Genomic DNA, 26717 nt, shown 5'->3' on the forward strand with positions numbered 1-26717 from the left:
GGACCGGGTGGACCGCACGGCCGTGGAGGTGTCGTGGCGGAACGGGACGCGGAGCGGGAAGAGGCCCTCCTGACCAGGGTGCGGGCCATGGAGCAGGCGATCGGCGAGATCGGCACGACGCTCGACGAGACGACCACCTGCCGCGAACTGGCGACCTTCGCCGCCCGACACCTGCGCTCCTCGGCGACGATCGATCTCCGGACGGAACCGGGCGCCCCCGCTCGACGCGCGGCCAGGGCGGACCCCGCCTCCGTGCCGGGTGAGCGCGCCGCGGGCATTCCCGTCACGCCGATCGCCCTCGGTGCCCCCGGCCCGTCCGGCCCCATCCCCGGCGGATCCGCCCCCACCCCTGGCGATCCCGCCGCCGGAGTCACCCACCAGCTCGTCCTCCCCCTCTCCGTCCACGACGAGGAACCGCTCGGGACGGTCACGCTCACCCGTGTCGGCGGTGCGCCCTTCTCCGGCGGCGACGCGGACCTTCTCCGGCATGCCGCCCGTCTCGCGGCCCGGCACCTCGGGCATGCGCGTCGTCTCGCCGCCACCGAGGACACCGCGCTCCACCTCCAGCGCGCCCTCGTCGCCGAGCCGGGCCGGCCGCACCCCAACCTGGAGATCGCGGGCGGATACCTTCCCGCCGGGCCGCGCGCGCTCGTGGGCGGTGACTGGTTCGAGACCGTGCGGCTCCACTTCGGCCGCAGCCTCCTCGTCGTCGGCGACGTCATGGGCCACGGCCTCGACGCCGCCGTCGACATGAACGCCTACCGCACCGCACTGCGCGAGGTCGCCGCGACCGACCTGCCCCCGCACCGGGTCCTGCGGCACCTCGACTCCGTGGTCGCCGAGGACGACGCCCGTCGCCCCGCCACCGTTCTGCTCGTCCGGGTCGATCCGGCCCGGGGCACCGCGACCTTCGCCGGCGCCGGGCACCTGCCGCCCGTGGTGTTCGCCGCGGACGGCTCGGCGGAGCTGGTCGACCTCCTCGTCGGCCCACCCCTCGGCACCGGCGTCGGAGGCTATGAACCGCCCACCCGCCCACTCCGCCCCGGCGACACCCTGCTGCTCTTCACCGACGGACTCGTCGAACGGCGCGGCGAGGACATCGACGTCTCCCTCGCCCGGCTCGCAGCCCTCCGGCTCCCTCCGGACTCCGGTCCCGATCAGGTCGTCGACGAGGTGCTCCGCCGGCTCGGCGCGCACGGCGCGGAGGACGACGTGGCCGTCCTCGCGGCCCGCATCCGTGTGCGCCCACCGCAGTGACACGGGGTCACCTCCTCCCGGCACAGCGTCGTGACGGACGGTCACACCACGCCCGTCTCCGACCTGTTTCGGCCCTGAGCGGGATTCTTCCGGCCGGACGCTTGTGCACGGCCCCCGGGCCCGTCACGCTCCTCGTATGAACACGGCCAGGCATGCCAGTGAACGTCTGATGAGCTGGCCCTCGCTGACCCCCGGCCGCGCCCATTGCGGCGCCGCGCTCGGACTGGGCACCGAGACGCAGGAAATCGTGCATTTCCACGGTGAACACGAAGCCGACGTCCACCTCACCCGCGCCATGATCGCGAAACTGCGCCCGGCCCTCCTCGGGTCGAGCGCCGTCCGCCTCCGCGCCGGATCGGGGTGGGTGACGGTCCGTCTCGACATGGGCTCGGACATCGACCTGCTCGCCACCCTGGTGAGCGCGGCCCTCCAGGCCAACGGCGTCCCCGATGTGGCCCCGGACGGCTGCACCCGCACCCGCCCGGTCACCGGGATCCGCTGAACCGGGCCCACACGGAATCCGGTGCTACGCGCGCGTGCCCCCCGAACCCTCCGCCGGGACCGGGAACAGCATGCACGTGCTGGTCGCGTGGGCGAGCAGTCGGTCCTCCGCGTCGTACAGGCCCGCCTCCGCGAGCGCGGTCCGGCGCCCGCGCGAGATCACCGTGCCGATCGCCCGGATCTTGCCCGTGCCGGTCGTGATCGGCCGGAGGAAGCGGGTCGACAGGTCGAGCGAGGTGTACGCCGTGCCCAGCGGGAGCGTCGAGTGGACCGCGCAGCCGGCCGCCGAGTCGAGGAGGGTCGCGTACACCCCGCCGTGCACACTGCCGATGGGGTTGTAGTGCTCCTCGCCCGGCTCGAAGGCGAACACGGCCCGCCCGTCCTCGACCTCCTCGAGACCGAAGCCGAGGAGCGCCGCGATCGGGGGTCCGGGGAGTCGTCCCGCCACCATCTCCCGCAGGAAGTCGAGGCCCGCCATCGTTCCGGCGGCCCGCGCGGTGGCCCCGGGGTCCTCCCACTCGACCGTGCGCGACCGCCCCATGACCACTCTCCGCCCGACGTGGCCGGCTGACTACCAGCTGGCTCTGTACGGCGAAGCTAGCTGTCCTGAAAGCTGACTGTCAACGGCACAGTCAGGTGGCTACAGTGTGACGATGAAGTGGCTGGAGACGGACACGGAGAACTGCTCGGTCCGCCGCACCCTGGACCTCGTGGGCGAGAAGTGGACCCTGCTGATCCTGCGGGACGCGTTCAACGGCGTCCGCCGCTACGACGACTTCCGCCAGCACCTCGGGCTCTCGGAGGCCGTCCTCGCCGACCGCCTCCGCAAACTGGTCTCGGCCGGCGTGCTGCGGGCGGAGCCGTACCGAGAGCCCGGTGCACGGACCCGGTACGAGTACCGGCTCACCCCCAAGGGTGTCGACCTCTGGCCCGTACTTCTCGCCCTGAAGCAGTGGGGCGACGTCCATGCCGCAGACCCCGAGGGCTCGGCCCTCGACATCCGCCACTCCGGGTGCGGGGCCCCCGTACGCGTCGTCGTCCAGTGCGAGGGCGAGGAACGGGCCACCCTCGGCGCCCGAGACGTCACTGTCCGCCCCGGTCCCGGAGCGCGCCCGCTCCACCCGTGACCTGGATACGTCCGCGGTCGCGGATGCGTTTCCGGCTGCGGATGCGTGACCGGGTAGGGGATGCGTGACCTGATACGGATGTTTGTCCGCCCGGCACCCGTTCGGCCGCACCCCTGCGATGGGCCGCCGCCCGGCGGGTACCGAACGAGGCATGCCCTCCACACCCGGTCCGCCGCGCGACGGTGCCCCCACCGAACACGGCGCCGAACACGGCCACTGGTTCCATCGACTCCACGTCCGCGTCCTCACCTCGCCCGTCGGGATCGCCTGGAACCGCGGCCGCGCCATGGAACTCATGCACCGCGCCATGGGCTTCGCGGCGCTCAGTCTGCTCACCCTCGTGCCGCTGCTCATCGTCGTCGCCGCCGCCGACCTCGCCAGCGGCCAGGGCTTCGCCCGCTGGCTCGTGCAGGGGCTGGGCGTCTCCGAGGTCTCCCAGGAGGAGGTCGAGCGGCTCTTCGGTCAGCCGGGACAAGCGCTGCAGCGCACCACCGCCTTCGGTCTCGCCGCCCTCGCCGCCTTCGGCGTCACCTTCGGATCCGCCGTACAGACCGGGTACGAGCGCGCATGGGACCTCCCCACGGCCCGCTGGCACACCATGTGGCGGCACGTCGTCTGGCTCGCCGTCCTGGTCGCCTGCCTCCTGCTCTTCGTCGCCAACCCCGCACCGGCCGACTCCCCGGCCGCGCTCACCGCTCTCGTCGCCCTCACCGATGTCCTCGGCACGTTCTTCTTCTTCTGGTGGTCGCAGCGCTTCCTGCTCTGCGGACGCATCCGCTGGCGTGCCCTCGCCCCCGGAGCCGTACTGACCGCGCTCGGCCTGCTCGGGCTGCGGATCTTCTCCCAGCTCGTGTTCTCCCCGCTGATCGCCTCGAACGCGGTGACGTACGGCCAGTTCGGCACCGTCCTCGTCCTCCAGTCGTGGCTGGTCGGCGTCGGCTTCGTCGTCTACGGAGGCGCCCTCGTCGGCCGCCTGGTCCACGAGGACCTCGTCCGCCGCCGTCTGTACCGCGACCGAGCGACGGCCGCAGGGCCTCACTGACCGCACGCCCTCGGGCGCCGGCGGGCCGGCGGCACCCGGCCCGGCGCGGCGGGAAAGTGATCACACGATCCGGTGATCCGCCCGTGAGCGGCCCGGTGCCGTCCCCCGGACCGCTTGGATGAAGGTGATCCCATCGGCCCGTCGAAAGAGAGCCGCCCATGGCGAACATCTGGCTGCCGCCCGTCGAGTACGTCGCGACCCTGCCGAGAGCGACGGCGTACGCCTGCCTCTACTTCACCGACACCCGTGGCCGCCCCTTCCAGCTGCGCGCCAGCTACCGCACCGAGCTGTGGCAGTGGCCCGGCGGGAACATGGACCCGGGGGAGACCCCCTGGGAGACGGCCGTCCGCGAGTGTCACGAGGAGACCGGGATCACCTACACCGGCGAACCCCGGCTCCTCGGCACCCACTTCGTCACCGACCGGGGCGATGACTGGCCCGCCAACCACATCGGTTTCGTGTTCGACGGCGGCGAGCTGACGGACGAGCAGATCGCCGGCGTCGTCCTCGACCCGGAGGAGCACAGCGAGTACAGCCTGCGCACGCTCGACGAGTGGGAGCGGGAGATGGAGCCGCGCGAGTTCGCCCGCCTCGCCGAGACCGACCGGGCCCGCAGGACGGGCATCCCGCTGTACCTGGAGACCGGCCCCGAGGGTGACCGGATGTAGCGGTACCGGGGGTGGGGGCCGTCCCTCCGGACGGCCCCCACCCCCGGTTCGGCCCTTCAGGCCCGGCAGCCCACGGGGTGGGCGATGTCGACCACGAAGCGCTCGGGGGAGTGCAACCGGAAGGTCTTGTACGCGGGCTTGGTGTCGAAGGCGGCTCCGATGGAGACCACGCCCTCGAAGTCGCCGGTGAGCGCGACCCCCTTGAGCGTGGGCAGAGAGATCTTCAGCAGCCGGGGTCCCTGGTAGACGGACTTTCCGGCGTCGTCGTGGGCGGCCGCGGGCGAGAGGCGGATCTCCAGGAAGTACTTCCCCGCCAGTGGGACCTTCTGTCCCGAGCCGTCGTAGTACAGCGCGCCGGCCTGGTGCACGGTGACCGGGGGCACGGCACCCCGTATGTCGATCACGAGCCGGTCGAAGGTCGCGTGGCCGCCCCAGCGGGCGTTGACGACCAAGGCCGTGGACGGGGTCGCGGAACTCGTGGACGGGGCGTTCGCGGTGCCTGCCGGGGCTGTGGCGCCGGCCGGGATCGTGGCGCCGATTCCGGCGGTCAACAGGATTCCCGCGGCGACGGCCGCGAGGGTGTGACGGTGATGCATGACGTCCCCCATTTCTCCTGCTCCGGGGACAGTGGTGTCACTGACAGAGACATCCACCACAACCATACGGTTCCACCCGATATGGGGTAAAAGTTCCGCCGTCCCTGTGGGCGCCGGTCGGACTCCTCGCCGCCGTCGCCTCCCTGCTGCCGCTCGCCTGGATCCGGATACGGCCGTAACTCCTCGGCCGCTCAGTAGTTGACCCGGTCATGAAGAAGCGCAGCATGCTCGCCATCGCCTCCCTCGCCGCAGGCGTCGTCACCGCCCTCATCACCCCTCCGCCGCAGGCCAGCGCCGCGGAGAGCCCGCTGGGCGGCGCGACCGGCCTCCTCCAGGAGGACCAGGGCGTCGAGACCGTCCTCCATGACACCGTCCAGGGCGCCGAAGGCACGCTCCCGGCCCCCGGGACCGGTGGACTGCTCTGATCCGTGCCGTTCACGGCGACCGGTGCCCCGCGCCCCCGACGGGCCGCGGGGCACCGGCACGCCGTGACCCGGGAGGAGGCGGCCCGTGCGCGCGCCGTGCGTGAGTAATGACAGGATGTCCCCATGAGCGACAACGTTTACTTCGACATCACCATCAACGACGAGCCCGCGGGCCGGATCACCTTCCAGCTGTTCGACGAGGTCGTCCCGAAGACGGCGCAGAACTTCCGCGAGCTCTGCACCGGCGAGCACGGCTTCGGTTACGCCGGCTCCCCGTTCCACCGCGTCATCCCGCAGTTCATGCTGCAGGGCGGCGACTTCACCCGTGGCAACGGCACCGGCGGCAAGAGCATCTACGGCGAGAAGTTCGCCGACGAGAACTTCAAGCTGAAGCACGACCGCCCGTTCCTGCTCTCGATGGCCAACGCCGGCCCGAACAGCAACGGCTCGCAGTTCTTCATCACCACGATCGTCACCGACTGGCTCGACGGCAAGCACGTCGTCTTCGGTGAGGTCGTCGAGGGCCAGGACCTGGTCAAGAAGATCGAGGGCCTCGGCTCCCGCTCCGGCGCCACCAGCGCCACCATCAAGGTCTCCGAGTCCGGCATCGTGAAGGCCTGATCGCCTTCCCGAGCTGAGCCGAGGGCGCCGAGCGCCCTCGCTCGACCCACCCGGCCGGGGCGGGGGACGCCGTCCGAGCGACGCGCGTCCCCGCCCTCGCCGAGGTGTCCCGTGGCCGGCGAAGACCTCCTTCACGAGGCTCGCTCCCGGGACCCGTACCTCATGTGAAAGCGGGCGCGTTCCGCTCCGCCCACGCAGCGAAGGGGTGCGGCGCCCGGCCGAGGACACGCTCCACATCGGGACTCACCCGCTGCTCCTCCGCACTGGGCTCGCCCATGACCGCCAGCATCCCGTCGACGGCGGCCTCCGGCAGGAACCGCACCAGCTGGGACCGGGCCTCGGCCGCGCTCAGCGCCACGAACGAGACCGGGTCGCCCACGACTCCGGCCAGGGCCCGCACCTGTTCGCGCGGTGACACCGCCACCGGTCCGGTCAGGACGTACGTCCGCCCCGCGTGCGCCGGGTCGCGCAGCGCCTCCGCCGCGACCCCAGCGATGTCCAGCGGGTCCACCACCGGCAGCGCCACATCGGCGAACGGGGCCGACACCGTACGCGCGGAACGCACCTGCTCGGCCCAGAGGAAGGCGTTGGAGGCGAAACCGCCCGGGCGCAGGACGGTCCAGTCCAGCCCCGACTCGCGCACCGCCGCCTCGAATGTACGCAGAAGGTCGTGCGACACCGAATCGGTCCGGGTCCCCACCAACTGCGAGGACTGGAACACGATCCGCCGCACCCCGGCGGCGGCCGCCGCCGCCACGATGTCCCGCGGACTCAGCTCGTCCCCGAGACCCGCGACGAGCAGATACACCGCCTCGGCACCCTCGAACAGGCCCTTGAGGCCGTCCACATCGGCGAGATCCCCCTGCCGGTGCGTCACCCCGGCGGGCAGTCCGCCGGCCGGCCTACGGCTCACCGCCGTCACCTGCTCACCGGCCGCGGCCAGCAGCTCCACCAGCGGTCGTCCGACGTTTCCGGTCGCTCCGGTCACCACGATCACAGCTGTTCCCCTCCAGGGAGTCCCTGGCGGAGCGTGACCCGCTCCGCCGTCTTCGTGACCTCATCCTGGAAGGCGAACTGGCCACCTTCTGGCCAGTTTCACGGGCGAGATCCGAAACTTTCCGCGAGGCGAGGGCGGGCGGGCGGCGGGAGAGGTCGGCGTGAGGGCTCAGGTCTCCTCGCCGAAGCGCCGCTCGAACTTGGCGATCCGGCCCTCGGAGTCCACCGTCCGTGCCGTGCCCGTGTAGAAGGGGTGGCTCTCGGAGGAGATCTCGACGTCGATCACGGGGTACGTGTTGCCGTCGTCCCACTCGATGGTCCGGTCGCTGGTCGCGGTGGACCGGGTCAGAAAGGCGTACCCGGCCGTGCGGTCGCGGAAGACCACCGGGCCGTACTCGGGCTGCTTGTCCTGCTGCACGTGTCCTCCTCGGGCTCACGCCCTGACTCGTCCGGCCTGGTCGGCACGGCACCCCCAGCCTCCCCGCGCCCACGGCGGCCGACCAGCGCCGCGGGCCCGACCGGGTGACTCCCGGGGGTGTCTCGCTGATCAGGCCGGGCTCGCGGCGCGCCCTTCCGGGCGGGCGGTCGTGTCCGGAGAGTCCCGCCCGGCCCGCGGCGCGTGGCACGCACGATCTAGCTGCCTTCCGGCCAGCGCGCCGCGAGCAGCAGCGCGATGTCGTCCGGGCGGGACGTGACCTGCCGGGCGTCCCGGATCACCCGGTCGGCCGCCTCCGCGAGCGGCAGCGAACCCGTCGAGGCGAGCGCCCGGCGCAGCAGTTCGATCCCCTCGTCGATGTCCTGACCGGGCTTCTCCACGAGCCCGTCCGTGAACAGCGCGAGCACCGCACCGGGAGCCAGCCGCAGCCGCGTCACCGGATACGAGGCGCGGACGTCGATCCCCAGCACCATCCCGCCCGCCAGCTCCACCCGCTCCGTCGTCCCGTCCGGGTGCATCAGCAGCGGCGGAGGATGACCGGCCCGTACCGCCCGCAGTTCCCCCGAGTCCGGGTCGAGGAGTACGTAGCAACAGCTCGCGAACTGCCCCGGATCCAGGTCGATGAGGAGCCGGTTGGTGCCCCGCATCACGTCCTGCGGCCGATGACCGGCCAGCGCGAAGGCCCGTACCGCACTGCGCAGCTGACCCATCGTGGCCGCGGCCGCCACCCCGTGGCCCTGGACGTCACCGATCACGAGCGCGAGGCGTCCATGCCCTGTCTCGATGACGTCGTACCAGTCCCCGCCGACGTCCATCCCCTGCGTGCCCGGAAGGTAGCGACCCACCGTGTCCACCCCCTCCCACACCGGCAGCCGGTGCGGGAGCAGCGCGTCCTGGAGGCCGCGCGCGACCGCCGACTCCGTGTCGTACCGCTGCGCCCGCTCCAGGGCCTGCGCGATGAGGCCCGCGAGCGCCGTGAGGACGGTCCGCTCCTCCGAACTGAACCCGCGCGGCCGGTCGAAGCCGAGGATGCAGGAGCCGACCGGCCGGCCCGAGGCGATCAGCGGCAGGAACGCCCGCGCCCCCGAATGCGCGTCCAGCGGAAGCTCCGGATACGTGCGGCTCAGCTGCTCCATCGACTCGAAGAACAGCGGCCTGCCCGTGGTGAGCGTCTCCACCCCCGGCACCCGCGCGTCCAGGGCGACACCGTCGAAGGGTTCGAGGAAGCCCGGCGGGAAACCGGTCTCCCAGGCCAGATACAGCCTCCGGTCACTGAGCAGGTAGATGGCCAGTTGACGCCCGCCGAACGCCGGAAGCAGCTCCTCCGTCACCACGGCCGACACCTGGCGGGCCGTCACCGCCTCGGACAGCGCGATCGCGAGGGCCACCGGCCGGTACAGGGCCGAGACCTGGTCGTCGGGCAGGGAGAGGCTGTCCTGCGTCCCCTCGCCGTTTTTGGCGGCCGGTGTGACGTGGGCGATCGCATCGTCCTGCGGGACCAGCACCATCGTCACGCCGTCCCGCCCCGGATGGAGGGAGACGGACAGCCATCGGCTCCGCTCCGGGCGGGCGAGGAAGCGCACCGGTTCACCCGAGAGCATGGCGGCGCGCAGCTGCTCCTGGTGGAAGGGCAGGTCGAACCAGGGCAGCGCCTCCCACAGCGGTCTGCCCGCCAGGTCGCCACGGGGGCGGCCGAGCAGCCGCTCGGTGCGCTCGTTGACGTAGGTGATGCGGCCCAGGCGGTCGATGGCCAGGATCGCCCGCGGCAGCCGGTCCGTGGCGTCGGAACCGATCAGGCCCGTGCCGAGGTCGACGAGGGTGCAGGTGAGCCGCAGGCCGAGGCCTGCGCCGTCGGTGCCGGCACCCGCCCCGCTTCCGGCTGCCGTCCAGGTCTCCGCGTCCGGTGAGGTCGTACGCGCCCGCGTGGAGACCTCCAGCAGGTGGAGCCCTCCGTCCGGCCCCTTCAGCCGGATCCGACGCACCGCCGGACGTCCGTCCGGCCCCGTCGCCTGCCGGGCGGCCGCCCACAACGCGTACCCGTCCTCCGGCTCCAGGAGCGACGTGAGCACGCCGATCGAGCACGGCGAGGTCACCTCGGCGCCGAGGATCCCGAGGAGTCCGGCGTCCATCGTGACCATGTCGGTGTCCAGGTCCCAGTCGAACGAACCGAAACGGACCGGCGGCGCCCCCGCGGTGGACAACTGCACACACACCGGGTCGCCGGGCCACTCGACCGTCGTCCCCTGACGTTCCAGATCGGCCAGGGCCTCGCCGAGGCGGAGCGCGCCCGACGTCATTCGCTTCCGGTCCCGGGCCTCCACCGGGACACCGGGAGTCGGCGCCCGCAGTGCCACCAGCACCCCGAAACGCTCACGACCCGCGACGACCGGCGCGTACAGCGAGGCGAAGGGGAAGGGCAGACTCGCCACCAGCTGAGGAAACCGCCGCATGGCTTCCTCGACGTCGTGGAGATGGACGGCCTGTCCGGAGCGATGTACCTCGGCCACCGGAAACGGCCGGTTCGTGTGCATGCGCGTCCACGGACGGAACAACGGCCCCGGGAGTCCCACCAGGACCCCCATGCGCAACAGCCCGTGGGTTCCGGAGCGGAGGTACACCCCGCCCGCGTACCCGCCGACGTCTTCGACGGCCCGCAGTGCCGCCTCCGCGAGCGTCCAGGTCAGGGCGCCCGAAACGGGCCCGTCGACAGCTCCGATCCGGGACGGACGCCCGGTGCCGCCCGCCGGGCCTGGGCCGGACGTGCCGTGCGAGGTCACACAGCCAGGATGCCCCCCACGGGAAAGGCACCGCATCCCGGACCCGGGCCGCGCCCCGCACCGACGACCGCCACTGTTGACCGCACGCGTCCGCACCGTCACACTCGGTCGTCGAACGGCGCCGTGGGCGCGCGAAGCACCACCTCAAGAGCAGGGGACACGATGACGGGCCAGGTTCTTCCGTACGACGTTCAGGGCGACGGCCCCCGGCGGGCACTCGTGCTCCACAACTGGTTCGGCGACCGCACCAGCTTCGCCCCGCTCCGCGCCCATCTGAACGACGCCGACGGCTCGTACGCCTTCGTCGACTGCCGCGGTTACGGCGAGGCCCTCGACCACCCGGGCGAGTACACGATGGAGGAGGTCGCGGCCGACGCGCTCGCGGTCGCCGACGACCTCGGGTGGGACTCCTTCTCCGTCATCGGCCACTCGATGGGAGGCAAGGCCGCCCAGCTGATGCTCCTCGAAGCCCCCGACCGAATCCGCTCGATCGTCGGCATCTCGCCCGTCTCGGCGGCCGGATTCCCCCTCGACGGGGAGACCTGGGAGCTCTTCGCCGGCGCCGCCGCGGAAGCGGCCAACCGGCGCGCGATCATCGACAACACCACCGGCGGCCGGTACGACGACGCCTGGCTGAGCACCCTCGTGGAGCGCTCCGTCGGGCGCTCCTCGGCTACGGCCTTCCGCGCCTACCTGGACTCCTGGTCGCGTACCGACTTCCACGAGCGGGTCCGCGACAACCCCGTCCCCGTGCTGCTCGTCGTCGGCGCCCACGACCCGGCGCTCGGCGCCGAAGCGATGGAGGCGACCTGGCTGCGCTGGTACCCCAACGCGCGCCTCGCCGTCCTCAAGGACGCCGGCCACTACGCGCCCGAGGAGACCCCGGAAGCCCTCGCAGAGGCCATCGAGGCCTTCCTCGCCGCCTGACGGGACCTCGGCGAGTCGCACGGTCAGGTGGAGGGTCGGCCTCACCCTGAGGGTGAGGGTGAGGGTGAGGGTGAGGGTGAGGGTGAGGGCGTGCGCGTGAGGCTCAGGGCGGGCGGCGGTCGGGACGATCTCATCCGAACGTCGAGGGAAGCGACGACTTTCGAGGACAGCGGTACGCCCCCTCGGCGCCGGATCATCGTGCTCACGACCTCACGGGCGGTCCTCCACCCACCGCCCACGACCAGCAGGAGCACGTTCGATGGGCCTCGCGCAGACGCAGCACCGCTTCCTCGTCCGGCAGAAGGTGACGCTCATGGCCAACCGCTACCTGGTGCACACCATGGGAGCGGACGGTGAAGAGGGCGAACTCGTCGCTTTCGCCCACCAGAAGCGCATGGCGTTGAAGGAGCACGTCACCTTCTACACCGACGAGTCGCAGCGCCAGGTCCTCTTCACCTTCAAGGCCCGCCAGGTGCTCGACCTCGGTGCGACCTACGACGTGCACGGAGCGTCCGGCACCCGGCTGGGCGGCTTCCGCAAGAACTTCGGCGCCTCCCTGCTGCGCAGCACCTGGCATCTGAGCCGGGAGGGCGGCGAGGGGGAGATGACCGGGCAGGAGCGGAGCGAGGCCCTGGCGCTGCTGCGGCGTGCCTGGGAGTTCCTGCCCTTCACCGACCTGCTGCCCTTCGTCGTGCCGTACCACTTCGACTTCACCGAGTCGGGGCGGTCCGTGATGTCCGTCGACAAGCTCCTGGGCCTGCGCGACCGGTACGTGCTCGACATAGCGGACCCGGAACTCGACCGGCGACTCGCGATAGCCCAGGCCGTGGCCCTCGACGCCCTGCAGTCCCGCTGACCGGCGCCCACCGCCCCTCGCGGCCGGCCGTCCACCCGCCTGCAGCCGAAGGGTCGTCTTACCCTGGAGGGACGGGCAGGGGACGGGACACCCCGTTCCTCCCCGAGCCCGGAGCCGTGGAGGCGGAAGGGTGGCGGGCCCATGTACTTCAGTGATCGCACCGACGCGGGCCGGCAGCTCGCCGCCCGACTCGACCACCTCAAGGGCCATGACGTGGTGGTGCTCGGTCTGCCGCGTGGCGGAGTGCCGGTGGCGGCCGAGGTGGCCGACGCTCTCGACGCTCCGCTCGACATCTGTCTCGTACGAAAGCTGGGCGTGCCCACGCAGCCGGAGCTCGCGATGGGCGCGCTCGGCGAGGGTGGGGTACGGGTGGTGAACGAGCGGGTGCTCCAGCAGGCCGGGGTGGGCGCGCGGGATCTGGCCGCGGTCGAGGAGCGCGAGCACGCCGAGCTGGAGCAGCGGGCGCGCCGCTACCGGGGCAGCAGGCAGTCCGTGCCCCTCGAAGGGCGGACGGTCCTCGTCGTCGACGACGGTCTTGCCACGGGTGCGACGGCTCTGGCGGCCTGCCGGGTGGTACGCGCCAGGGGCGCCGCCCGGATCATCCTCGCGGTGCCGGTGGCGCCGAAGGGCTGGACGGCCCGGCTCGGCGGCGAGGCCGACGAGACCGTGAGTGTCCACGCGCCGGAGCTGTTCTACGCGATCGGACAGTTCTACCGGGACTTCGAGCAGACCCCGGACGCCGAGGTCCTCGCCTGCCTGGACCGGAGCCGCGCCGCGCACGGCCCGGTCGTCCAGGACGCGGACGTACGGATCCCCGTCGCCGACGGAGTCACGCTCGCCGGGCGGCTCGCGGTGCCCGAGGGCGCCATCGGCATCGTCCTGTTCGCCCACGGCAGCGGCAGCAGCCGGCACAGCCCCCGGAACCGGGCGGTCGCGACGGCGCTCAACGGGGCGGGGCTCGGAACGCTGCTGTTCGACCTGCTCACCGAGGTCGAGGCGGTCGACCGGGCGCATGTCTTCGACACCCCGCTGCTCGCCGGCAGGCTCGCCCGTGCCACGGAGTGGCTCGCCGAGCGGCCCGAGAGCGACGGCCTCCCGCTCGGCTACTTCGGCGCCAGTACGGGAGCGGCCGCCGCGCTGTGGGCCGCGGGCGACCCCGGGTCCACCGTGGCCGCAGTGGTCTCACGCGGTGGCCGACCGGACCTCGCGGCCGACCACCTGGCCCGGGTCAAGGCCCCGACGCTTCTCGTGGTCGGAGGCAGGGACGCGCTGGTCCTGGACCTCAACCGGCGGGCCGAGTCGCTGCTGCGCTGCGAGAGCCGGCTGGAGGTCGTGGAGGGCGCCACGCACCTCTTCGAGGAGCCGGGCGCCCTGGAGGAGGTGGCGGAGCTCGCCACCTCCTGGTTCACCGGACACTTCCGGGGTCAGTAGGCCCCGTTGACGTTGTCGATGGAGCCGTAGCGGTCGGCCGCGTAGTTGCAGGCGGCGGTGATGTTGGCGACCGGGTCGAACAGGTCCATCGACGTGCCGGGCACGTGATAGGCGAGGAAGGTCGGCTCGATGACCTGGAGCAGCCCCTTCGAGGGGGTGCCGGCCACGGCGTTGGAGTCCCAGAGGTTGATGGCCTGGGGGTTGCCGGAGGACTCGCGCATGATGTTGCGGTGGATCCCCTCGTATGAACCGGGGATGCCGCGCAGGGCCATGATGTCCAGCGACTGCCGGATCCAGCCGTCGAGGTTGTTCGCGTACTGGGTGGCGGCGACGGGAGCGGCCTTGACCGGCGCGGCGGCTGCGGGAGCGGCGGCGGAGGCACCCGTGCCGGTGGCGACGGCCGGGGCGGCCGTACGGCGCTCGGAGCGGCTCGCCCGTTCGGTCGTGGAAGCCTTCTTCGCCTGTGCCGGGGCGGCCTTCACGGAATCCCGACGAAGCGTCAGTTCAAGGCCCGGGTGAATGAGTGACGGATTGTCACCCACGGCGCTCTTGTTGGCCCGGTAAAGGCCCTTCCAGCCGCCCTGAATTCCCTTCTTGTGGGCGATCAGGGAAAGCGAGTCGCCACTGACGACCGTGTAGGTGCGCGCGGCGGCCGGGGCGGCGGGAGCCTTGGTGAGGGCAGTTGCGGCGACCGGGGCGGCGGGGGCGGTGACGGCCTTGACGGCGATTTCCGGGGCTCCGGAAACGGGCGCGGCACCGGCCACGGCGGGGGCGATCAGCGGGAGGGCAAGGGCGGCTCCGCCCGTACCGACCAGCGCGAGTCCGCGGGAGACGGAGCGGCGACGGGGGCGGCGGTGCTTACCGTGAGCAGGCATGACGGATTCCTCTCCGGCGCCTTCGGGGTGAGCTGTCGGGTTCGGACTGGAGATGTCCGGCCGCGCGCACGCGGCTTCACCCCGAGCCGTCCCGGATTCCGGGTCGGCGTATTCGTGGGTCCCCCGCTCCTGCCGTCGGGTGAAAGGGAGGTATTTCGAGCGGTGGCAGGATTCGGCGATCCACTCGAATGGAGGTGACCGTAGGCCAGTAATGCGACGGAGAACAAGAGGATCTGAGTCCAGGGGTCGGTGAAAGGATCACCGAATTCATGCAATTCAAGATCGACCGCGACTCCGGCGCATCGAACTTCCTTGTCCCGCACGGCATGCACGGATTCTGATCACCGGGGAGTTTCCGGGAAAGTGAGTCGCATCACCAGGTACTCAATGTCCGAATATGCACGGTAATTCTGTTAATGGGGGAGTGGGCGATAAAGCCCCGTTCGGCCCAACGGGCACGCAAGGGCATAACTCGCAAAACCGACATTCGTCCTGAAGGATGGAGTGACCACGACAGAGGAGCCGCCCGGATGTCGCCCCCCACCTCCCTGCTCAACCCCGACACCCTCGACCGTGAGGCCGCCGCCCTCTATGAGAGCGCCACCTGGCAGCGGATCGTCACGGACTGGACCGAGCCGCCCGCGCCCGCCGCGGAGGGCTGGCGGGACCTGCTCTCCGTGCCGGTGGACCGGCTCGTCGCCGAGGCGCTCGGAGCCCTGCCACCGCCCCTCCCCGCCGAGCGTCGGCTGCCCGGCAGGATCGGCGCCGTCCTGCCCGACCGGCTGCACGCCTGGCGTCGCATCGGCCGGCCCGAGCTGCGCCCCTCCGTCCACCTCGGCCATGCGCGCCTCGTGCTGACGGAGTGGGGCTGGCAGAACGCCCCGTACAAGCTGCGCGACGCTCGCGGGGCCCGGTGCGTCTGCGGTGCGCTCCTCGCCGCGCACCGCCTCGGCTACGGCAGCGCGACGACGATGAACGAGGCGGCCGCCTGGATCATGACCGAACTCAGGTCGCGGGGGTGGAACGAGCTGATCGGGCCCTGGAACCGGGCCCCGGGCCGGACGGCCGCCGACGCGGTGGCCCTCCTCGACGCCACGATCCACCGGGCGGCGAACGCCGGCCGATGAGGCCCTCCCCGGGGTGCGGGCGGCGGACGGCCGTCCCGCACCCCGGCGCCGGGCTCAGCCGGTGATGCTGGGGGCCCCGGTCTCGATGTGGCCGGTGTACCGGCGCGACCAGGTCCCGTCGATGTCGGCGAGGATCGTGAAGTCGTACCAGCCGTTGTTGTAGGCCACCGCGTTGAAGAAGTCCTCCCGCGTGGACCCGGCCGGAACCGTGTAGGTCCAGGGTCCGTCCGTGCGGTAGGCGTTCGAGCGGATCGTGAAGGTGACCGGTCCGGCCGACGTGTTGGCCAGCTTGAACCACAGGGCCGTCCGGCCCGTCCCCGGCTCGGTCGCGAACCGTGACGTCACCTCGATGGCCTTGCCGGCCTTGGAGGTGTCCCCGATGAACCGCCGCAGGAACCGGTTGGGGCCCATCATCGAGATGTCGTACTTCCCGGACCCCGACCCCAGGCCGATGTTGAAGTAGTCGGTGGCCGTGCCGCCCGGGTCCACCGTGTACTGCCAGGCGGCCGTGTCGCGGTGCTGGTGAGGGTGGATCGAGAAGTGCGCCGCCCGCTTGGCCTCGGTTCCCTGGTTCGTCATCGAGAACCAGGCGAGGATCTTGCCCGCGGCCCCGAACTCGAAGCGGTCGAGGTTGCCGTTGACCTGGTACGGCAGGGCGCGGGCCGGACGGGTGCCGGGCTCCTGCCCGGGCTGGGCGTTGTTCTGGGGGGCCGGGTTCGGAAGGGGCCCGCAGGTCGCCTGGCCGATGACCTTCGCCGTGGAGGGGAGGCCGGCCGGCACGCCGTACACGGGGCGGGCGAAGTCGAAGACGCCGGTCAGATCGCCCGTCACCTTCCGCCGCCAGGCGCTGATGTTGGGGCAGGCGGCCGGTGTGCCGAGGGCCGTCGTCCAGCTCTCCATGAAGCGCAGGACGGAGGTGTGGTCGAAGACCTCCGAGCTCACCCAGCCGCCCCTGGTCCACGGGGACATGACAATCATCGGGACGCGGAAGCCCAGGCCGATCGGGGCGCCGTCGAGGTACTCGCCCGGGGTTCCCGGGGGAGCGACCGGCGGCGGCACATGGTCGAAGAAGCCGTCGTTCTCGTCGTAGTTGAGGAACAGCACGGTCGAGTCGAACACCTCGGCGTCCGCGGCGAGCGCCCGGTAGACGAGGTCGACGAAGTGCGCGCCGTCCCCGGGCGGCGCGTAGGGGTGCTCCGAGAACGCCTCGCTCGCGACCACCCAGGACACCTGGGGCAGGGTGCCCGCGAGGACGTCGGCGCGGATCGCCGCGGCGATGTCGTCGGGGGTCGAGCCGGTCACCTTGGGGACCGAGCCCATGCCGCGGTCGTACAGCGGGTCGCCGGGCCGCGCGTCGGTGAACTTCTTGAAGTACGCGAGGCCGTTGTCGCCGTAGTTGTCCTGGGCGTTCTGGTAGACCTTCCAGGTCACCCCGGCCCGCTGGAGCGCCTCCGCGTACGTCTCCCAGGTGAGGCCCGACTCGTCGCCGCCGTCCTTGCTGGAGCCGTCGATCTTCCCGCTCCACAGGAAGGTGCGGTTGGGGCCGGTGGCGCTCAGCGTCGAGCAGAAGTACGCGTCGCAGATCGTGTAGTGGTCGGCGAGCGCGTGGTGGAAGGGGATGTCCTCGCGGTCGAGGTGGCCGAGCGTCCGGGTGTTGCCGACGCCGGTGACCCAGTTGTCGAGGCGGCCCTTGTTCCAGGCGGCGTGCTGCGAGGTCCAGCTGTGCGGGAGGTCGCCGTTGCACTGGGCGAGGGTCTCGCCGTCCACCCCGCCGGCCGGCGGGGTGTCGCTGAGCTTCCACGGGTACTGGCGGCCACCCCAGTTGGGCTGGTTGAACATGCCCCAGCCGCCGGGCAGATTGCCCGCGGCGCGGTCGGCGAAGCCGCGTACCCCGCGCAGGGTGCCGAAGTAGTGGTCGAAGCTGCGGTTCTCCTGCATGAGGATCACCACGTGCCGGACGTCGGTGAGGCTGCCGCTGGCCGCCCTCGCGGCGGCGGAGGCCGGGGCCGTCGGCAGCGCCGCGCCCGCCACGAGCCCCGCGCCGATACCGACGAATCCTCTGCGGCTGATGGGAATCATGCTCCGCCTCTCCTGCCACGACGTGCCCGTGCGGCACGTCGGAGACATGATGAAGGAGGGGAGCTTAAAGGTATACAGCCGTGCGGTAATAACTGGACCAACATCCCGGAGACAGCTAATTCCCGGCTCCGGATTGGTCCAGCTGCATACCAATGAATGAGTAGAGGCTCAGACGGTGAGGACCTTCACCCCGGCCTCGGTGAGCTGGGCGACCGCCTCCGGAGCGATGCCGGTGTCGGTCACGAGCAGGTCGATCCGGTCCAGACCGCAGATCCGGGCGAACGCGCGGTGCCCCATCTTCGACGAGTCGGTCACCACGATCACTCGGCTCGCCCGCTCCGCGAAGAGCCGGCTGATGCTCGCCTCGTCCTCCTGGTGTGCCATGACGCCGAGACCGGCGTCGACCCCGTCCACCCCCAGCACCACCACGTCGAGCACGACCTCGTTGAGCACGCCGACCGTCAGGGGGCCCACCAGCTCGTACGTCTGGGGGCGGGCGACCCCGCCGGTGGTCACGATCTTGATCTGCGGGCGCACCGCCAGCTCGCCCGCGATGTTCAGCGCGTTGGTGACCACGGTCAGCGCGGGCCCGGAGGTCGCCGGGCCCGCGGTCCCCGCCGTGTCCGCGCGGCCGCTCGCGAACCGCAGGGCGAGGGCGCGCGCCACTTCGGTCGTCGTCGTGCCCCCGTTGAGCCCCACGACCTCGCCGGGTGCGATCAGGTCGGCGGTGGCCTCGGCGATCCGCCGCTTCTCGGCGGCGTGCCGGGTGGACTTGTAGCGCAGGGGCAGCTCGTACGAGACGCCGTGCGCGACCGCCCCGCCCCGGGTCCGTATCAACAGCTGCTGTTCGGCGAGCTCGTCGAGGTCCCGGCGGATCGTGGCGGCGGAGACGTCGAGCGCGGTCGCCGCCTCCTCGACCTCCAGCTTCCCCGAGGCCGCCAGTAGTTCAAGGAGCGTGTTCCACCGCTCGTGCTTGGACATGGGTCCCTCCCTCGGGCTCGTGCGCGCGTCCGATTCTATCCGCCGACGCGCGGGGGATCTGGAAAGCAGATGCGTGTTTCTGCTTGAATAGCATCGACTTCAAGCATCTTCCATCATTCCAGTGCACTCTTCTTGCAAGGAGACCGGCCATGAGCACCACCCGCACCGCCGTGGAGATCGCATCCCAGCCGACGACCTGGCGTCAGGCTGCCCGCACGCTGCCCCAGCACACCTCCGCGCTGCCCCGGCGGGGCGAGCGGGTCGCGGTGATCGGCTGCGGCACCTCCTGGTTCATGGCCCTGGCCTACGCGGAACTGCGCGAGTCCGGCGGTCACGGCGAGACCGACGCCTTCGCGGCCTCGGAGTTCCCCTACGGGCGCCGCTACGACCGGGTCGTGGCCATCACCCGTTCGGGCACCACCAGCGAGGTCCTGGCCGTCCTGTCCCGGCTGCGCGGCACGATCCCCACCGGCGCGGTCACGGCCGACCCCACGACCCCGGTGATGGACCTCGCCGACGAGGTCGCCGTCCTCGACTTCGCGGACGAGGAGTCGGTGGTCCAGACCCGCTTCGCGACCACGGCGCTCGCCCTGTTCCGTGCGCACCTGGAGGCTGAGGACGCCCTGCCCGCGGGCGTGGCCACCGTCGAGGAGGCCGCGCGGGACGCCGAACTCGCCCTCACCTCCCCGCTCGACGAGAACGTCCTCACGGCGGAGCAGTTCACCTTCCTCGGCCTGGGCTGGACCTATGGACTCGCCCTGGAGGCCGGGCTGAAGATGCGCGAGGCCGCGGGCGCGTGGACGGAGGCGTACCCGGCGATGGAGTACCGCCACGGCCCGATCAGCATCACCGGCCCCGGCCGGGTCACCTGGGGCTTCGGCGCCCTGCCCGCGGGACTCGCCGACGAGGTGCGCAAGGTCGGCGGCACCCTCTCCGAGAGCGACCTGGACCCGCTCGCGGACCTGATCAGGGCCCAGCGCCTGGCCGTCGCCGTCGCCGAGGCCCAGGGCCTGAACCCGGACACCCCCCGGAACCTGACCCGTTCGGTCGTCCTCACCGACGTCCCCGCCTGACCGTCGCCCCGCACCGCCGTCGCTCCGAACCCGCCCCGCCACGCACCCGCTCAGACCCCCGGAGAAGGACCATGCCGTTGACGCCGACCGATGAGATCGTCCGCCGCGCCCGCGCGGCCGGCACCGGCGTGGGGGCGTTCAACGTCCTCCAGCTCGAACACGCCCAGGCCATCGTGGCCGGAGCCGAGAGCGCCGACCGACCCGTCGTCCTCCAGATCAGCGAGAACACCGTCCGCTACCACGGCGCCCTGGAACCGGTCGCCCTCGCCTCCCTCGCCATCGCCCGCGCCGCCAAGACCCCCGTCGCCGTCCACCTCGACCACGCCGAGAACCCCGACCTCGTCCGCGAGGCCGTGGGGCTCGGCCTGGGCTCGGTGATGTTCGACGCCTCGAAGCTCCCCTACGCCGAGAACGTGACCGCGACCCGCGAGGTCGTGGAGTACTGCCACCAGCACGGCGTCTGGGTCGAGGCCGAACTCGGCGAGGTCGGCGGCAAGGGCGGCGCCCACACCCCGGGCGTCCGGACGGACCCCGACGAGGCCCACGCCTTCGTCGAGGCCACCGGCGTAGACGCGCTCGCGGTCGCGGTCGGCAGCTCCCACCAGATGCTGACCCGGGACGCGGTGCTGGACTTCGCCCTCATCGCGCGGCTGCGTGCCGCCGTCGACACGCCCCTCGTGCTGCACGGCTCCTCGGGCGTGTCGGACGCGGACCTCACGGCAGCCATCGCGGCCGGCATGACCAAGGTGAACGTCTCCACCCATCTCAACAAGGCCTTCACCCAGGCCGTCCGCACCCACCTCACCGAGCACCCCACCGCGGTCGACCCGCGTCACTACCTGACCCCGGCACGGGCGGCCGTGGCCCGGGAGGTCGCCCGCCTCCTGACGGTCCTGTCCCCGGCCTGACCTCGCCCTGGGCCGTGTCCGGAGAGTCCCGCCCGGCCTGCGGGCAGACGGCGCTGCCTTCCGGACACGACCTGGGGGGTGTCTCGTCGATCAGGCGACAAGACACCCCCGAGGGGCTCACGCCTCCTGGAGCGCGGCGAGGAGGCCGCGTACCGCGGGCAGGGACAGCGAGGACTCCCGTACCGCCGCGTGGATCGAACGGACCGGCTCCGGGCCGCGGACCTTGCGGACGGCCACGTTCGGGTGGCGGCTGCCCAGGCCCATCAGCGGGATCAGGCTGACGCCGAGACCGGCCGCCACGAAGCCCTGTGCGGTGGCGTACTCCTCGCACTCCACCGCGACGTCAGGGGCGAACCCGGCCGCCGCGCACGCCTCAAGGACCGCGTCGAGGCAGGGGCCGGGCCGCTCGCTGCCGACCCACGGCTCGGCGGCGAGTTCGGCCAGATCGACGGCGGCACGGCGGTCGGCGAGCGGGTGGCCCTTGGGCAGCACGGCCCGGTAGGGGTCGTCGAGCAGATGGATCAGCCGGAGACCGTCGCCGGCCGAGTCCGGCCCGCCGCCCCGGGGCCGTACGACCAGGGTGAGGTCCGCCTCCTGGTCGGGAGCGCCGTCGGCGATCCTCAGATCGACACGTACGCCGGGGTGTTCGGTGCGGAACCGGGCCAGGGCGGGGGCGACGAGATCGGCGCCCGCGGTGGCGAAGTAGCGGACCGAGATCTGTCCGGTGCGGCCCGCCCGCAGATCGGCGAGGGCGGTCTCGGCCTCGGCGACCTGGCGGCCGATGACGGCGGCGTGCTCGGTGAGCAACCGTCCGGCGGCGGTCGGCCGCACGCCCCGGCCGAAACGTTCCAGCAGGGCGATGCCCGCCTCCTTCTCCAAGACGCCGATCTGCTGACTCACGGCGGAGGGGGTGTAGCCGAGGTTCGCGGCGGCGGCGGTGACGGAGCCACTGGCGACGACGGCCCGGAGCACCTGCATGCGTCTCACATCCAGCATGTAGCACAGCTTAACGCCGGATGCATGATTCATCGCTTGTCCTGTCGGGTGGGGCGCGGGACCGTGAGGACATGACATCGGCGATACGCATGGGAGTCCTGGCGCTGCTCTGGGGCTCGGGCTTCCTCTGGATCAAGATCTCCCTGAACGAGGGCCTCACCCCGGGGTGGATCACGTTCGTACGGTGCCTGCTCGGCTCGGCGGTGCTCCTCGCCCTCGCCGCCGGGGCGCGACAGCGGCTGCCGCGCGACCGGGCCACCTGGGGGCGGCTCGCCGTCGCCGCCTTCCTCTGCAACGCGCTGCCGTTCCTGCTCTTCTCGATCGGCGAGCAGACCGTGGACAGCGGAGTGGCGGGCGTGCTCAACGCCACCACCCCGCTCTGGTCCCTCCTCATCGGCCTGTCCCTGGGCGCGGAACGGCCCCTGCGCGCCACGCGTTCGGCCGGCCTCGTGCTCGGCTTCGCCGGAGTGCTGCTGATCTTCGCGCCCTGGAGCCACGGCTCCGGCCTGATGAGCTGGGGCGCCCTCGCCCTCCTCGGCGCCTCCGCGAGCTATGCCGTGGCCTTCGCCTACATGGCCCGTCACCTCGCCGGCCGGGGCACCGCGCCACTGGCCCTCTCCGCCGCGCAACTCCTCACGGCGACCGGCCTCAGCACGCCCGCTCTCGCCGTCGGCGGAACGGCGACGGTGACCTGGGCGGGGGTCGCCGCCGTCGCCGTCCTCGGCGTCTTCGCCACCGGGCTCACCTTCCACCTGAACTACCGGATGATCGCGGAGGAGGGCCCGACCGCCGCCGCCACGGTCGGCTATCTGCTCCCGGTCGTGTCCGTGACCCTGGGTGCGCTGGTTCTCGGCGAGCCGCTGACGGTACGGGTGGTGGCGGGGATGGCGGTGGTCCTGGTGGGGGTGGGGCTGACGAGGGCGCGTACGCGACCCCTCGGCGTCCCGGCCGGCGCCCACGCCGGCGCCGCGGCCGGCACGCCGGCCGACGCGCCGGTCGATACGCCGGTCGATACGCCGGACAGTCCCTACTCGACCCGCTCGACCACGAAGACGGGGATCTCCCGCTCGGTCTTCCGCCGGTAGTCCGCGTAGTCGGGGAAGGCCGCGACGGCCCGCTCCCACCACGCGTCGCGCTCCTGGCCGGTGACCAGACGGGCCTTCATGTCCCACACGTGCGTGCCGTCGCGTACTTCCACGAGCGGCGAGGCGACGAGGTTGTGGTACCAGACGGGGTGCTTCACCGCCCCGCCGTTCGACGCGACGAGTGCGTACGCCCCCTCGTGCTCGACCCGCATCAGCGGGGTCTTGCGGAGCTTGCCGCTCTTCACGCCGAGGTTCGTGACCAGGACGACGGGCATGCCCCGCATGGTCGTGCCCTGGGTGCCGCCGGACGACTCGTACAGCTCGACCTGGTTGCGCACCCATGTCGTCGGGCTGGGCTCGTACTCACCTTCGAGGGGCATGAGGGTCCTTTCGTATGGTCTCCGGCGCGGCCGGCCGTGCGTCTGTACCCCACCGACGCTATCGGACGCTCCGCCTCCGGGCGGACACTCCGGAGGGGTGCGCTGTCAGTGGCGACTCCTAGGGTGGCTCGTGACGGTTCGACAGTGGCGCGACACAGGGGAGTGGACGGCATGCGGGAGTTGTTCCTGGCGGATCAGCAGGCGTACATCCGGTGGATCGACCTGCCGGGCGACGGGCCCGTGCGGGTGTTCGTCCACGGCCTCGGGTGCACCTCGACCTCGGACTTCGCCCATATCGCGGCGCACCAGGCGCTGGAACGCGGTCGGGCGCTGCTCGTGGACCTGCTCGGGTACGGGCTGAGTGACCGACCCGCGGACTTCGACTACCGCATGGAGTCGCAGGCGGCGGTGGTGGCCGCCGTCCTCGACCACCTCGGTCTCGCGGGGGTGGACCTCGTCGGGCACTCCATGGGCGGTGCGGTGGCGATCCATCTGTCGGCGGCGCGGCCGGACCTCGTGGCGAGACTCGTGGTGGCGGAGCCGAACCTGTACGCGGGCGGGGGAGCCTTCAGTTCCCCGGTGGCCGCCCAGGACGAGGACGCGTTCGTGGCGTCGGGGTTCGCCCGGATGCTGGCCGTCACCGACCGCCCCGACTACGCGGCCCGGCTGCGCCTCGCCGACCCGAGGGCCCTCCACCGCAGCGCGGTCGCCCTCGTCGAGGGGAGCACGCCCGCGCCCGGTGACCTCCTCGCCGCGCTCGGGCTGCCCCGGACGTTCCTGGTGGGGGAGTGGAGCCTGCCGGACCCCGAGGTGGAGAAGGTGGCCGGGTTCGGCGTCCCGGTGATCGAGATCCCCCGTGCCGGACACAATCTGACGCTGGACAACCCGGACGGCTTCGCTACGGCCCTCGCTCGTGCTCTGTCGGCTGCCCAGGCCTCGCTTCCCGGCCACGGCGGCAGCTGATCCGGCCACTTCCCCGGGGTTCGACGGGGGTTCGATTGCAGGCGTATGGCGGATGCATGACAAGGCCTCAACTCCCTTGAGTCACGCCCCTGGAGCGGCCAGGCTGCTGATCACGCCGGGACCGGAACCACCGGTCCCGGCCGTGTACGTGGCCCCACGTGCACCCCCCACGGTCGCGCCGTCCCACCCTGCCGGGCGCGACGTCCATGAGGAGGAATCCCTCGTAATGGCACTCCCGAAGAACACCCGGACCCGCTTCGCCGTCACGGCCTCCGTCGCCTCCGTGGCCGCACTGCTCGGCACCTTCGCCGCCGTCCCCGCCCAGGCGGCCCCCGCCGAAGGAACCGTTCTCGCGGCGGGTTCGGCGGACGCGGTACCCGGGAGCTACATCGTCACCCTCAAGCAGGGCACGGGCTTCAAGGCCGCCTCCGCCAAGGGACGGAAGCTGATAGCCGGTTACGGCGGCACCGTCCGCAAGACCTTCGGCGCCGCCGTCAACGGCTACACCGCGACCCTCGGCGAGACGGCGGCCCGACGGCTCGCCGCCGACCCGGCCGTCGCCTCCGTCGAGCAGAACCAGGTCGTCCACGCCGACGCGACCCAGACCAACGCCCCCTGGGGCCTGGACCGCATCGACCAGGCGAACCTGCCGCTCTCCGGCACGTACACCTACCCCGACTCCGCCGGCAGCGGCGTCACGGCGTACGTGATCGACACCGGCGTCCGGATCAGCCACTCCCAGCTCGCCGGGCGAGCGGTGAACGGCTACGACGCCGTCGACGGCGACACCGTCGCCCAGGACGGCAACGGGCACGGCACCCACGTCGCCACGACGATCGCCGGAACCACCTACGGCGTGGCCAAGTCGGCGAAGATCGTGGCCGTCCGCGTGCTCGACAACAACGGCTCCGGCACCACGGCCGGCGTCATCGCGGGCATCGACTGGGTCACCGCCCACCACACCGCCGGTGCCCCTGCCGTCGCCAACCTCTCCCTCGGCGGCGGGGCGTCCACCGCCCTGGACAACGCGGTGAAGAACTCCATCGCCGACGGCGTCACCTACGCCGTCGCGGCGGGCAACTCCGGGGTCAACGCCTCCTCCTCGTCGCCCGCCCGGGTCGCGGAGGCCATCACGGTCGGCGCCACGAGCAACACCGACGCCAAGGCAAGCTGGTCCAACTACGGCTCGGTCCTCGACCTCTTCGCCCCCGGCGTGTCGATCACCGCGGGCTGGAACACCAGCGACACCGCCACCAACACCATCTCGGGCACCTCGATGGCCACCCCGCACGTCGCCGGTGCCGCCGCGATCTACCTCGCGGGCCACACCTCCGCGACGCCCGCCCAGGTCGCCTCCGCCCTCGTCAACGGCGCGACGACGGGCAAGGTGACCACCCCGGGCAGCGGCTCCCCGAACCGGCTCCTGAAGATCGTCCAGTAGCCCCGGTCCGACGACGCGACCACCCCGGAGGCAGCCGGCGCCTCCGGGGCGGTGTCACGCACCGGCCCCGCGGCGGGCGACCGCAGTCCTGAGAGGATCGACGACATGACCGTCCCGTTCCCCTCCGGCCCCCGACACCCCCACCCGCTCCAGGAGCCCCCGGTGCCCAGCCCCCTCGCGTACGCCGACATCAAGACCGCCGCCGACCGGATCGCCGGACACGTCCGCCCCGTCACGGTCGCCCACGCCGACCCCGGTGCCGAGCCGTACACGCTCCACCTCGCCCTGGAACTCATGCAGCACACCGGCTCCTTCAAGGCGCGCGGCGCGCAGAACTTCCTGCTCGCCCACCGCGAGGAAGGCACCCTCCCCGCCGCCGGGGTCACGATCGCCTCCGGCGGCAACGCGGGGCTCGCCTGCGCCTGGGCCGCACTCCGGCAGGGCGTCCGGGCCACCGTCTTCCTGCCGACCACCGCGCCGAAGGTGAAGGCGGACAAGCTCGTCGGCTACGGCGCCGACGTCCGGCTCGTCGGCACCGAGTACGCCGAAGCGCTCGCCGCCTGCGAGGCGTTCGCCGCCGAGACAGGGGCGCTCGCCTCCCACGCGTACGACCATCCCCTGATCGCCGCCGGGGCCGGCACCCTGCTCGACGAGATCCACGACAGGATCCCGGACCTCGACACCGTCGTCGTCTCGGTCGGCGGGGGCGGCCTCTTCGCCGGCGTCGCCACCGCCGCGCGGCACCACGGCATCCGGACCGTCGCCGTCGAGCCCGAGAACAGCCGCGCCCTCGACGCCGCGCTCCGGGCCGGACACCCCGTCGACGTGACCGTCGACTCCGTCGCCGCCGACTCGCTCGGCGCCCGCCGAGCCTCCGCCACCGCCCTCGTGGCCGCCCAGCAGGACGGCGTCCGTACCGTCCTCGTCACCGACGCCGAGATCAGCCGTGCCCGCCGGGCCCTGTGGGACGATCGCCGCCTCGCCGTCGAGCACGCGGCCGCCACCGCCCTGGCCGCCCTCACCGTCCCGGACGCGCAGGGCGCGACGGACCACGGCTACCGCCCGGCCCCGGGCGAGAAGGTCTGTGTCGTGCTCTGCGGTGCCAACACGGACCCCACCGATCTCGCGCACACCACAGAGACCGCGTAG

General features: G+C 72.3%; 27 protein-coding genes and 1 riboswitch. Of the genes, 17 read left to right on the forward strand and 10 right to left on the reverse strand.

Translation table 11 applies throughout. From position 1 onward, the window contains the following. The first annotated feature begins 33 nt into the window (after positions 1-33). Entirely contained in the window at positions 34-1257 is a 1224-nt protein-coding gene (locus tag OG514_RS31140) for a PP2C family protein-serine/threonine phosphatase (protein WP_266900428.1), read from the forward strand. Between the two features lie 136 nt (positions 1258-1393). Continuing rightward, positions 1394-1759, forward strand: a complete 366-nt coding sequence (locus tag OG514_RS31145; protein ID WP_266900430.1) for a luciferase family protein — start codon at positions 1394-1396, stop codon at positions 1757-1759. A 24-nt stretch (positions 1760-1783) separates the two neighbouring features. Here OG514_RS31145 and OG514_RS31150 read toward each other — a convergent pair whose 3' ends face one another. Continuing rightward, positions 1784-2299 carry a PaaI family thioesterase gene (locus OG514_RS31150; protein ID WP_266900432.1) on the reverse strand — a complete coding sequence of 172 codons (516 nt, stop codon included), beginning with the start codon at positions 2297-2299 and terminating at the stop codon, positions 1784-1786. Between the two features lie 112 nt (positions 2300-2411). On the opposite strand from OG514_RS31150, the gene OG514_RS31155 reads away from it, so the two are divergent. The 3 genes from OG514_RS31155 (at position 2412) to OG514_RS31165 (ending at position 4595) form a co-directional block, all read left to right on the forward strand. Further along, entirely contained in the window at positions 2412-2885 is a 474-nt protein-coding gene (locus tag OG514_RS31155) for a helix-turn-helix domain-containing protein (RefSeq protein ID WP_266900434.1), read from the forward strand. Between the two features lie 151 nt (positions 2886-3036). Beyond that, entirely contained in the window at positions 3037-3927 is an 891-nt protein-coding gene (locus OG514_RS31160) for a YhjD/YihY/BrkB family envelope integrity protein (RefSeq protein WP_266900436.1), read from the forward strand. A gap of 158 nt (positions 3928-4085) precedes the next feature. Further along, the gene (locus OG514_RS31165; protein WP_266900438.1) at positions 4086-4595 is read left to right on the forward strand and encodes an NUDIX domain-containing protein; all 510 of its coding nucleotides are present in this window, start codon (positions 4086-4088) and stop codon (positions 4593-4595) included. Between the two features lie 56 nt (positions 4596-4651). Here OG514_RS31165 and OG514_RS31170 read toward each other — a convergent pair whose 3' ends face one another. Next, on the reverse strand, positions 4652-5191 hold the full coding sequence (locus OG514_RS31170; protein WP_266900440.1) for a hypothetical protein: 540 nt from the start codon (positions 5189-5191) through the stop codon (positions 4652-4654). A gap of 209 nt (positions 5192-5400) precedes the next feature. On the opposite strand from OG514_RS31170, the gene OG514_RS31175 reads away from it, so the two are divergent. Then, positions 5401-5616, forward strand: a complete 216-nt coding sequence (locus OG514_RS31175; protein ID WP_266900442.1) for a hypothetical protein — start codon at positions 5401-5403, stop codon at positions 5614-5616. A 123-nt stretch (positions 5617-5739) separates the two neighbouring features. After that, complete coding sequence (locus OG514_RS31180; RefSeq protein ID WP_266900444.1) at positions 5740-6237, forward strand: peptidylprolyl isomerase; 498 nt, start codon at positions 5740-5742, stop codon at positions 6235-6237. A 160-nt stretch (positions 6238-6397) separates the two neighbouring features. On the opposite strand, the gene OG514_RS31185 is transcribed toward OG514_RS31180, so the two are convergent. From OG514_RS31185 to OG514_RS31195, 3 genes are all read right to left on the reverse strand, one after another. After that, a complete protein-coding gene (locus OG514_RS31185; RefSeq protein ID WP_266900446.1) occupies positions 6398-7234 on the reverse strand; it encodes an SDR family oxidoreductase in 837 nt (278 codons plus the stop codon). Positions 7235-7402: 168 nt separating this feature from the next. Next, positions 7403-7651: a type B 50S ribosomal protein L31 gene (locus tag OG514_RS31190; protein WP_266900448.1), complete on the reverse strand. Its 249-nt coding sequence runs from the start codon at positions 7649-7651 to the stop codon at positions 7403-7405. A 215-nt stretch (positions 7652-7866) separates the two neighbouring features. After that, positions 7867-10446 (reverse strand): SpoIIE family protein phosphatase, encoded by a 2580-nt coding sequence (locus tag OG514_RS31195; protein ID WP_266900450.1) that lies wholly within the window; start codon positions 10444-10446, stop codon positions 7867-7869. A 162-nt stretch (positions 10447-10608) separates the two neighbouring features. Here OG514_RS31195 and OG514_RS31200 point away from each other — a divergent pair, with 162 nt between their 5' ends. From OG514_RS31200 to OG514_RS31210, 3 genes are all read left to right on the forward strand, one after another. Further along, positions 10609-11373, forward strand: coding sequence for an alpha/beta fold hydrolase (locus OG514_RS31200; protein ID WP_266900452.1), 765 nt, complete (start codon positions 10609-10611; stop codon positions 11371-11373). 259 nt (positions 11374-11632) lie between these two features. Next, complete coding sequence (locus OG514_RS31205) at positions 11633-12229, forward strand: hypothetical protein (RefSeq protein WP_266900454.1); 597 nt, start codon at positions 11633-11635, stop codon at positions 12227-12229. A gap of 141 nt (positions 12230-12370) precedes the next feature. Next, entirely contained in the window at positions 12371-13660 is a 1290-nt protein-coding gene (locus tag OG514_RS31210; protein ID WP_266900456.1) for an alpha/beta family hydrolase, read from the forward strand. On the opposite strand, the gene OG514_RS31215 is transcribed toward OG514_RS31210, so the two are convergent. Then, complete coding sequence (locus tag OG514_RS31215; RefSeq protein WP_266900458.1) at positions 13654-14535, reverse strand: LysM peptidoglycan-binding domain-containing protein; 882 nt, start codon at positions 14533-14535, stop codon at positions 13654-13656. The two genes, OG514_RS31210 and OG514_RS31215, sit on opposite strands and share 7 nt — an antisense overlap. Before the next feature lie 4 nt (positions 14536-14539). Further along, positions 14540-14723, reverse strand: a riboswitch (cyclic di-AMP (ydaO/yuaA leader). A 342-nt stretch (positions 14724-15065) separates the two neighbouring features. On the opposite strand from OG514_RS31215, the gene OG514_RS31220 reads away from it, so the two are divergent. After that, complete coding sequence (locus OG514_RS31220; protein ID WP_266900460.1) at positions 15066-15662, forward strand: hypothetical protein; 597 nt, start codon at positions 15066-15068, stop codon at positions 15660-15662. Positions 15663-15716: 54 nt separating this feature from the next. Here OG514_RS31220 and OG514_RS31225 read toward each other — a convergent pair whose 3' ends face one another. After that, positions 15717-17741: a phosphocholine-specific phospholipase C gene (locus OG514_RS31225; protein WP_266900462.1), complete on the reverse strand. Its 2025-nt coding sequence runs from the start codon at positions 17739-17741 to the stop codon at positions 15717-15719. Between the two features lie 168 nt (positions 17742-17909). Further along, a complete protein-coding gene (locus tag OG514_RS31230; RefSeq protein ID WP_266900464.1) occupies positions 17910-18722 on the reverse strand; it encodes a DeoR/GlpR family DNA-binding transcription regulator in 813 nt (270 codons plus the stop codon). A 149-nt stretch (positions 18723-18871) separates the two neighbouring features. On the opposite strand from OG514_RS31230, the gene OG514_RS31235 reads away from it, so the two are divergent. Next, positions 18872-19795, forward strand: a complete 924-nt coding sequence (locus tag OG514_RS31235; RefSeq protein ID WP_266900466.1) for an SIS domain-containing protein — start codon at positions 18872-18874, stop codon at positions 19793-19795. A gap of 71 nt (positions 19796-19866) precedes the next feature. Further along, complete coding sequence (locus tag OG514_RS31240; protein WP_266900468.1) at positions 19867-20703, forward strand: class II fructose-bisphosphate aldolase; 837 nt, start codon at positions 19867-19869, stop codon at positions 20701-20703. A gap of 117 nt (positions 20704-20820) precedes the next feature. Here the strand turns inward: OG514_RS31240 and OG514_RS31245 are convergent, their stop codons facing one another. Next, positions 20821-21699, reverse strand: coding sequence for a LysR family transcriptional regulator (locus OG514_RS31245; protein WP_266900470.1), 879 nt, complete (start codon positions 21697-21699; stop codon positions 20821-20823). Positions 21700-21770: 71 nt separating this feature from the next. Between OG514_RS31245 and OG514_RS31250 the strand changes: the two genes are divergently transcribed. Beyond that, positions 21771-22784 (forward strand): DMT family transporter, encoded by a 1014-nt coding sequence (locus tag OG514_RS31250; protein ID WP_266900472.1) that lies wholly within the window; start codon positions 21771-21773, stop codon positions 22782-22784. Here the strand turns inward: OG514_RS31250 and OG514_RS31255 are convergent. Next, the gene (locus OG514_RS31255) at positions 22727-23164 is read right to left on the reverse strand and encodes a nitroreductase family deazaflavin-dependent oxidoreductase (RefSeq protein WP_266900474.1); all 438 of its coding nucleotides are present in this window, start codon (positions 23162-23164) and stop codon (positions 22727-22729) included. The genes OG514_RS31250 and OG514_RS31255 overlap by 58 nt on opposite strands. Before the next feature lie 171 nt (positions 23165-23335). On the opposite strand from OG514_RS31255, the gene OG514_RS31260 reads away from it, so the two are divergent. The 3 genes from OG514_RS31260 to OG514_RS31270 all read left to right on the forward strand — a co-directional run bounded on the left by OG514_RS31260 (position 23336) and on the right by OG514_RS31270 (position 26717). Beyond that, positions 23336-24127 (forward strand): alpha/beta fold hydrolase, encoded by a 792-nt coding sequence (locus OG514_RS31260; protein ID WP_266900476.1) that lies wholly within the window; start codon positions 23336-23338, stop codon positions 24125-24127. Between the two features lie 226 nt (positions 24128-24353). Further along, positions 24354-25568, forward strand: a complete 1215-nt coding sequence (locus OG514_RS31265; protein ID WP_266900478.1) for a S8 family peptidase — start codon at positions 24354-24356, stop codon at positions 25566-25568. Positions 25569-25730: 162 nt separating this feature from the next. Next, entirely contained in the window at positions 25731-26717 is a 987-nt protein-coding gene (locus OG514_RS31270; protein ID WP_266901023.1) for a serine/threonine dehydratase, read from the forward strand.

This window comes from Streptomyces sp. NBC_00572, from assembly GCF_026341815.1.
Lineage (GTDB): Bacteria > Actinomycetota > Actinomycetes > Streptomycetales > Streptomycetaceae > Streptomyces.

What these genes read in the sequence shown, in the direction of transcription:
- OG514_RS31145 (WP_266900430.1), top strand. Translation starts at nt 1,394, where the DNA reads ATGAACACGGCCAGGCATGCCAGTGAACGTCTGATGAGCTGGCCCTCG.
- OG514_RS31150 (WP_266900432.1), bottom strand. Translation starts at nt 2,299, where the DNA reads ATGGGGCGGTCGCGCACGGTCGAGTGGGAGGACCCCGGGGCCACCGCG.
- OG514_RS31155 (WP_266900434.1), top strand. Translation starts at nt 2,412, where the DNA reads ATGAAGTGGCTGGAGACGGACACGGAGAACTGCTCGGTCCGCCGCACC.
- OG514_RS31160 (WP_266900436.1), top strand. Translation starts at nt 3,037, where the DNA reads ATGCCCTCCACACCCGGTCCGCCGCGCGACGGTGCCCCCACCGAACAC.
- OG514_RS31165 (WP_266900438.1), top strand. Translation starts at nt 4,086, where the DNA reads ATGGCGAACATCTGGCTGCCGCCCGTCGAGTACGTCGCGACCCTGCCG.
- OG514_RS31170 (WP_266900440.1), bottom strand. Translation starts at nt 5,191, where the DNA reads ATGCATCACCGTCACACCCTCGCGGCCGTCGCCGCGGGAATCCTGTTG.
- OG514_RS31175 (WP_266900442.1), top strand. Translation starts at nt 5,401, where the DNA reads ATGAAGAAGCGCAGCATGCTCGCCATCGCCTCCCTCGCCGCAGGCGTC.
- OG514_RS31180 (WP_266900444.1), top strand. Translation starts at nt 5,740, where the DNA reads ATGAGCGACAACGTTTACTTCGACATCACCATCAACGACGAGCCCGCG.
- OG514_RS31200 (WP_266900452.1), top strand. Translation starts at nt 10,609, where the DNA reads ATGACGGGCCAGGTTCTTCCGTACGACGTTCAGGGCGACGGCCCCCGG.
- OG514_RS31205 (WP_266900454.1), top strand. Translation starts at nt 11,633, where the DNA reads ATGGGCCTCGCGCAGACGCAGCACCGCTTCCTCGTCCGGCAGAAGGTG.
- OG514_RS31210 (WP_266900456.1), top strand. Translation starts at nt 12,371, where the DNA reads ATGTACTTCAGTGATCGCACCGACGCGGGCCGGCAGCTCGCCGCCCGA.
- OG514_RS31215 (WP_266900458.1), bottom strand. Translation starts at nt 14,535, where the DNA reads ATGCCTGCTCACGGTAAGCACCGCCGCCCCCGTCGCCGCTCCGTCTCC.
- OG514_RS31220 (WP_266900460.1), top strand. Translation starts at nt 15,066, where the DNA reads ATGTCGCCCCCCACCTCCCTGCTCAACCCCGACACCCTCGACCGTGAG.
- OG514_RS31225 (WP_266900462.1), bottom strand. Translation starts at nt 17,741, where the DNA reads ATGATTCCCATCAGCCGCAGAGGATTCGTCGGTATCGGCGCGGGGCTC.
- OG514_RS31230 (WP_266900464.1), bottom strand. Translation starts at nt 18,722, where the DNA reads ATGTCCAAGCACGAGCGGTGGAACACGCTCCTTGAACTACTGGCGGCC.
- OG514_RS31235 (WP_266900466.1), top strand. Translation starts at nt 18,872, where the DNA reads ATGAGCACCACCCGCACCGCCGTGGAGATCGCATCCCAGCCGACGACC.
- OG514_RS31240 (WP_266900468.1), top strand. Translation starts at nt 19,867, where the DNA reads ATGCCGTTGACGCCGACCGATGAGATCGTCCGCCGCGCCCGCGCGGCC.
- OG514_RS31245 (WP_266900470.1), bottom strand. Translation starts at nt 21,699, where the DNA reads ATGCTGGATGTGAGACGCATGCAGGTGCTCCGGGCCGTCGTCGCCAGT.
- OG514_RS31250 (WP_266900472.1), top strand. Translation starts at nt 21,771, where the DNA reads ATGACATCGGCGATACGCATGGGAGTCCTGGCGCTGCTCTGGGGCTCG.
- OG514_RS31255 (WP_266900474.1), bottom strand. Translation starts at nt 23,164, where the DNA reads ATGCCCCTCGAAGGTGAGTACGAGCCCAGCCCGACGACATGGGTGCGC.
- OG514_RS31260 (WP_266900476.1), top strand. Translation starts at nt 23,336, where the DNA reads ATGCGGGAGTTGTTCCTGGCGGATCAGCAGGCGTACATCCGGTGGATC.
- OG514_RS31265 (WP_266900478.1), top strand. Translation starts at nt 24,354, where the DNA reads ATGGCACTCCCGAAGAACACCCGGACCCGCTTCGCCGTCACGGCCTCC.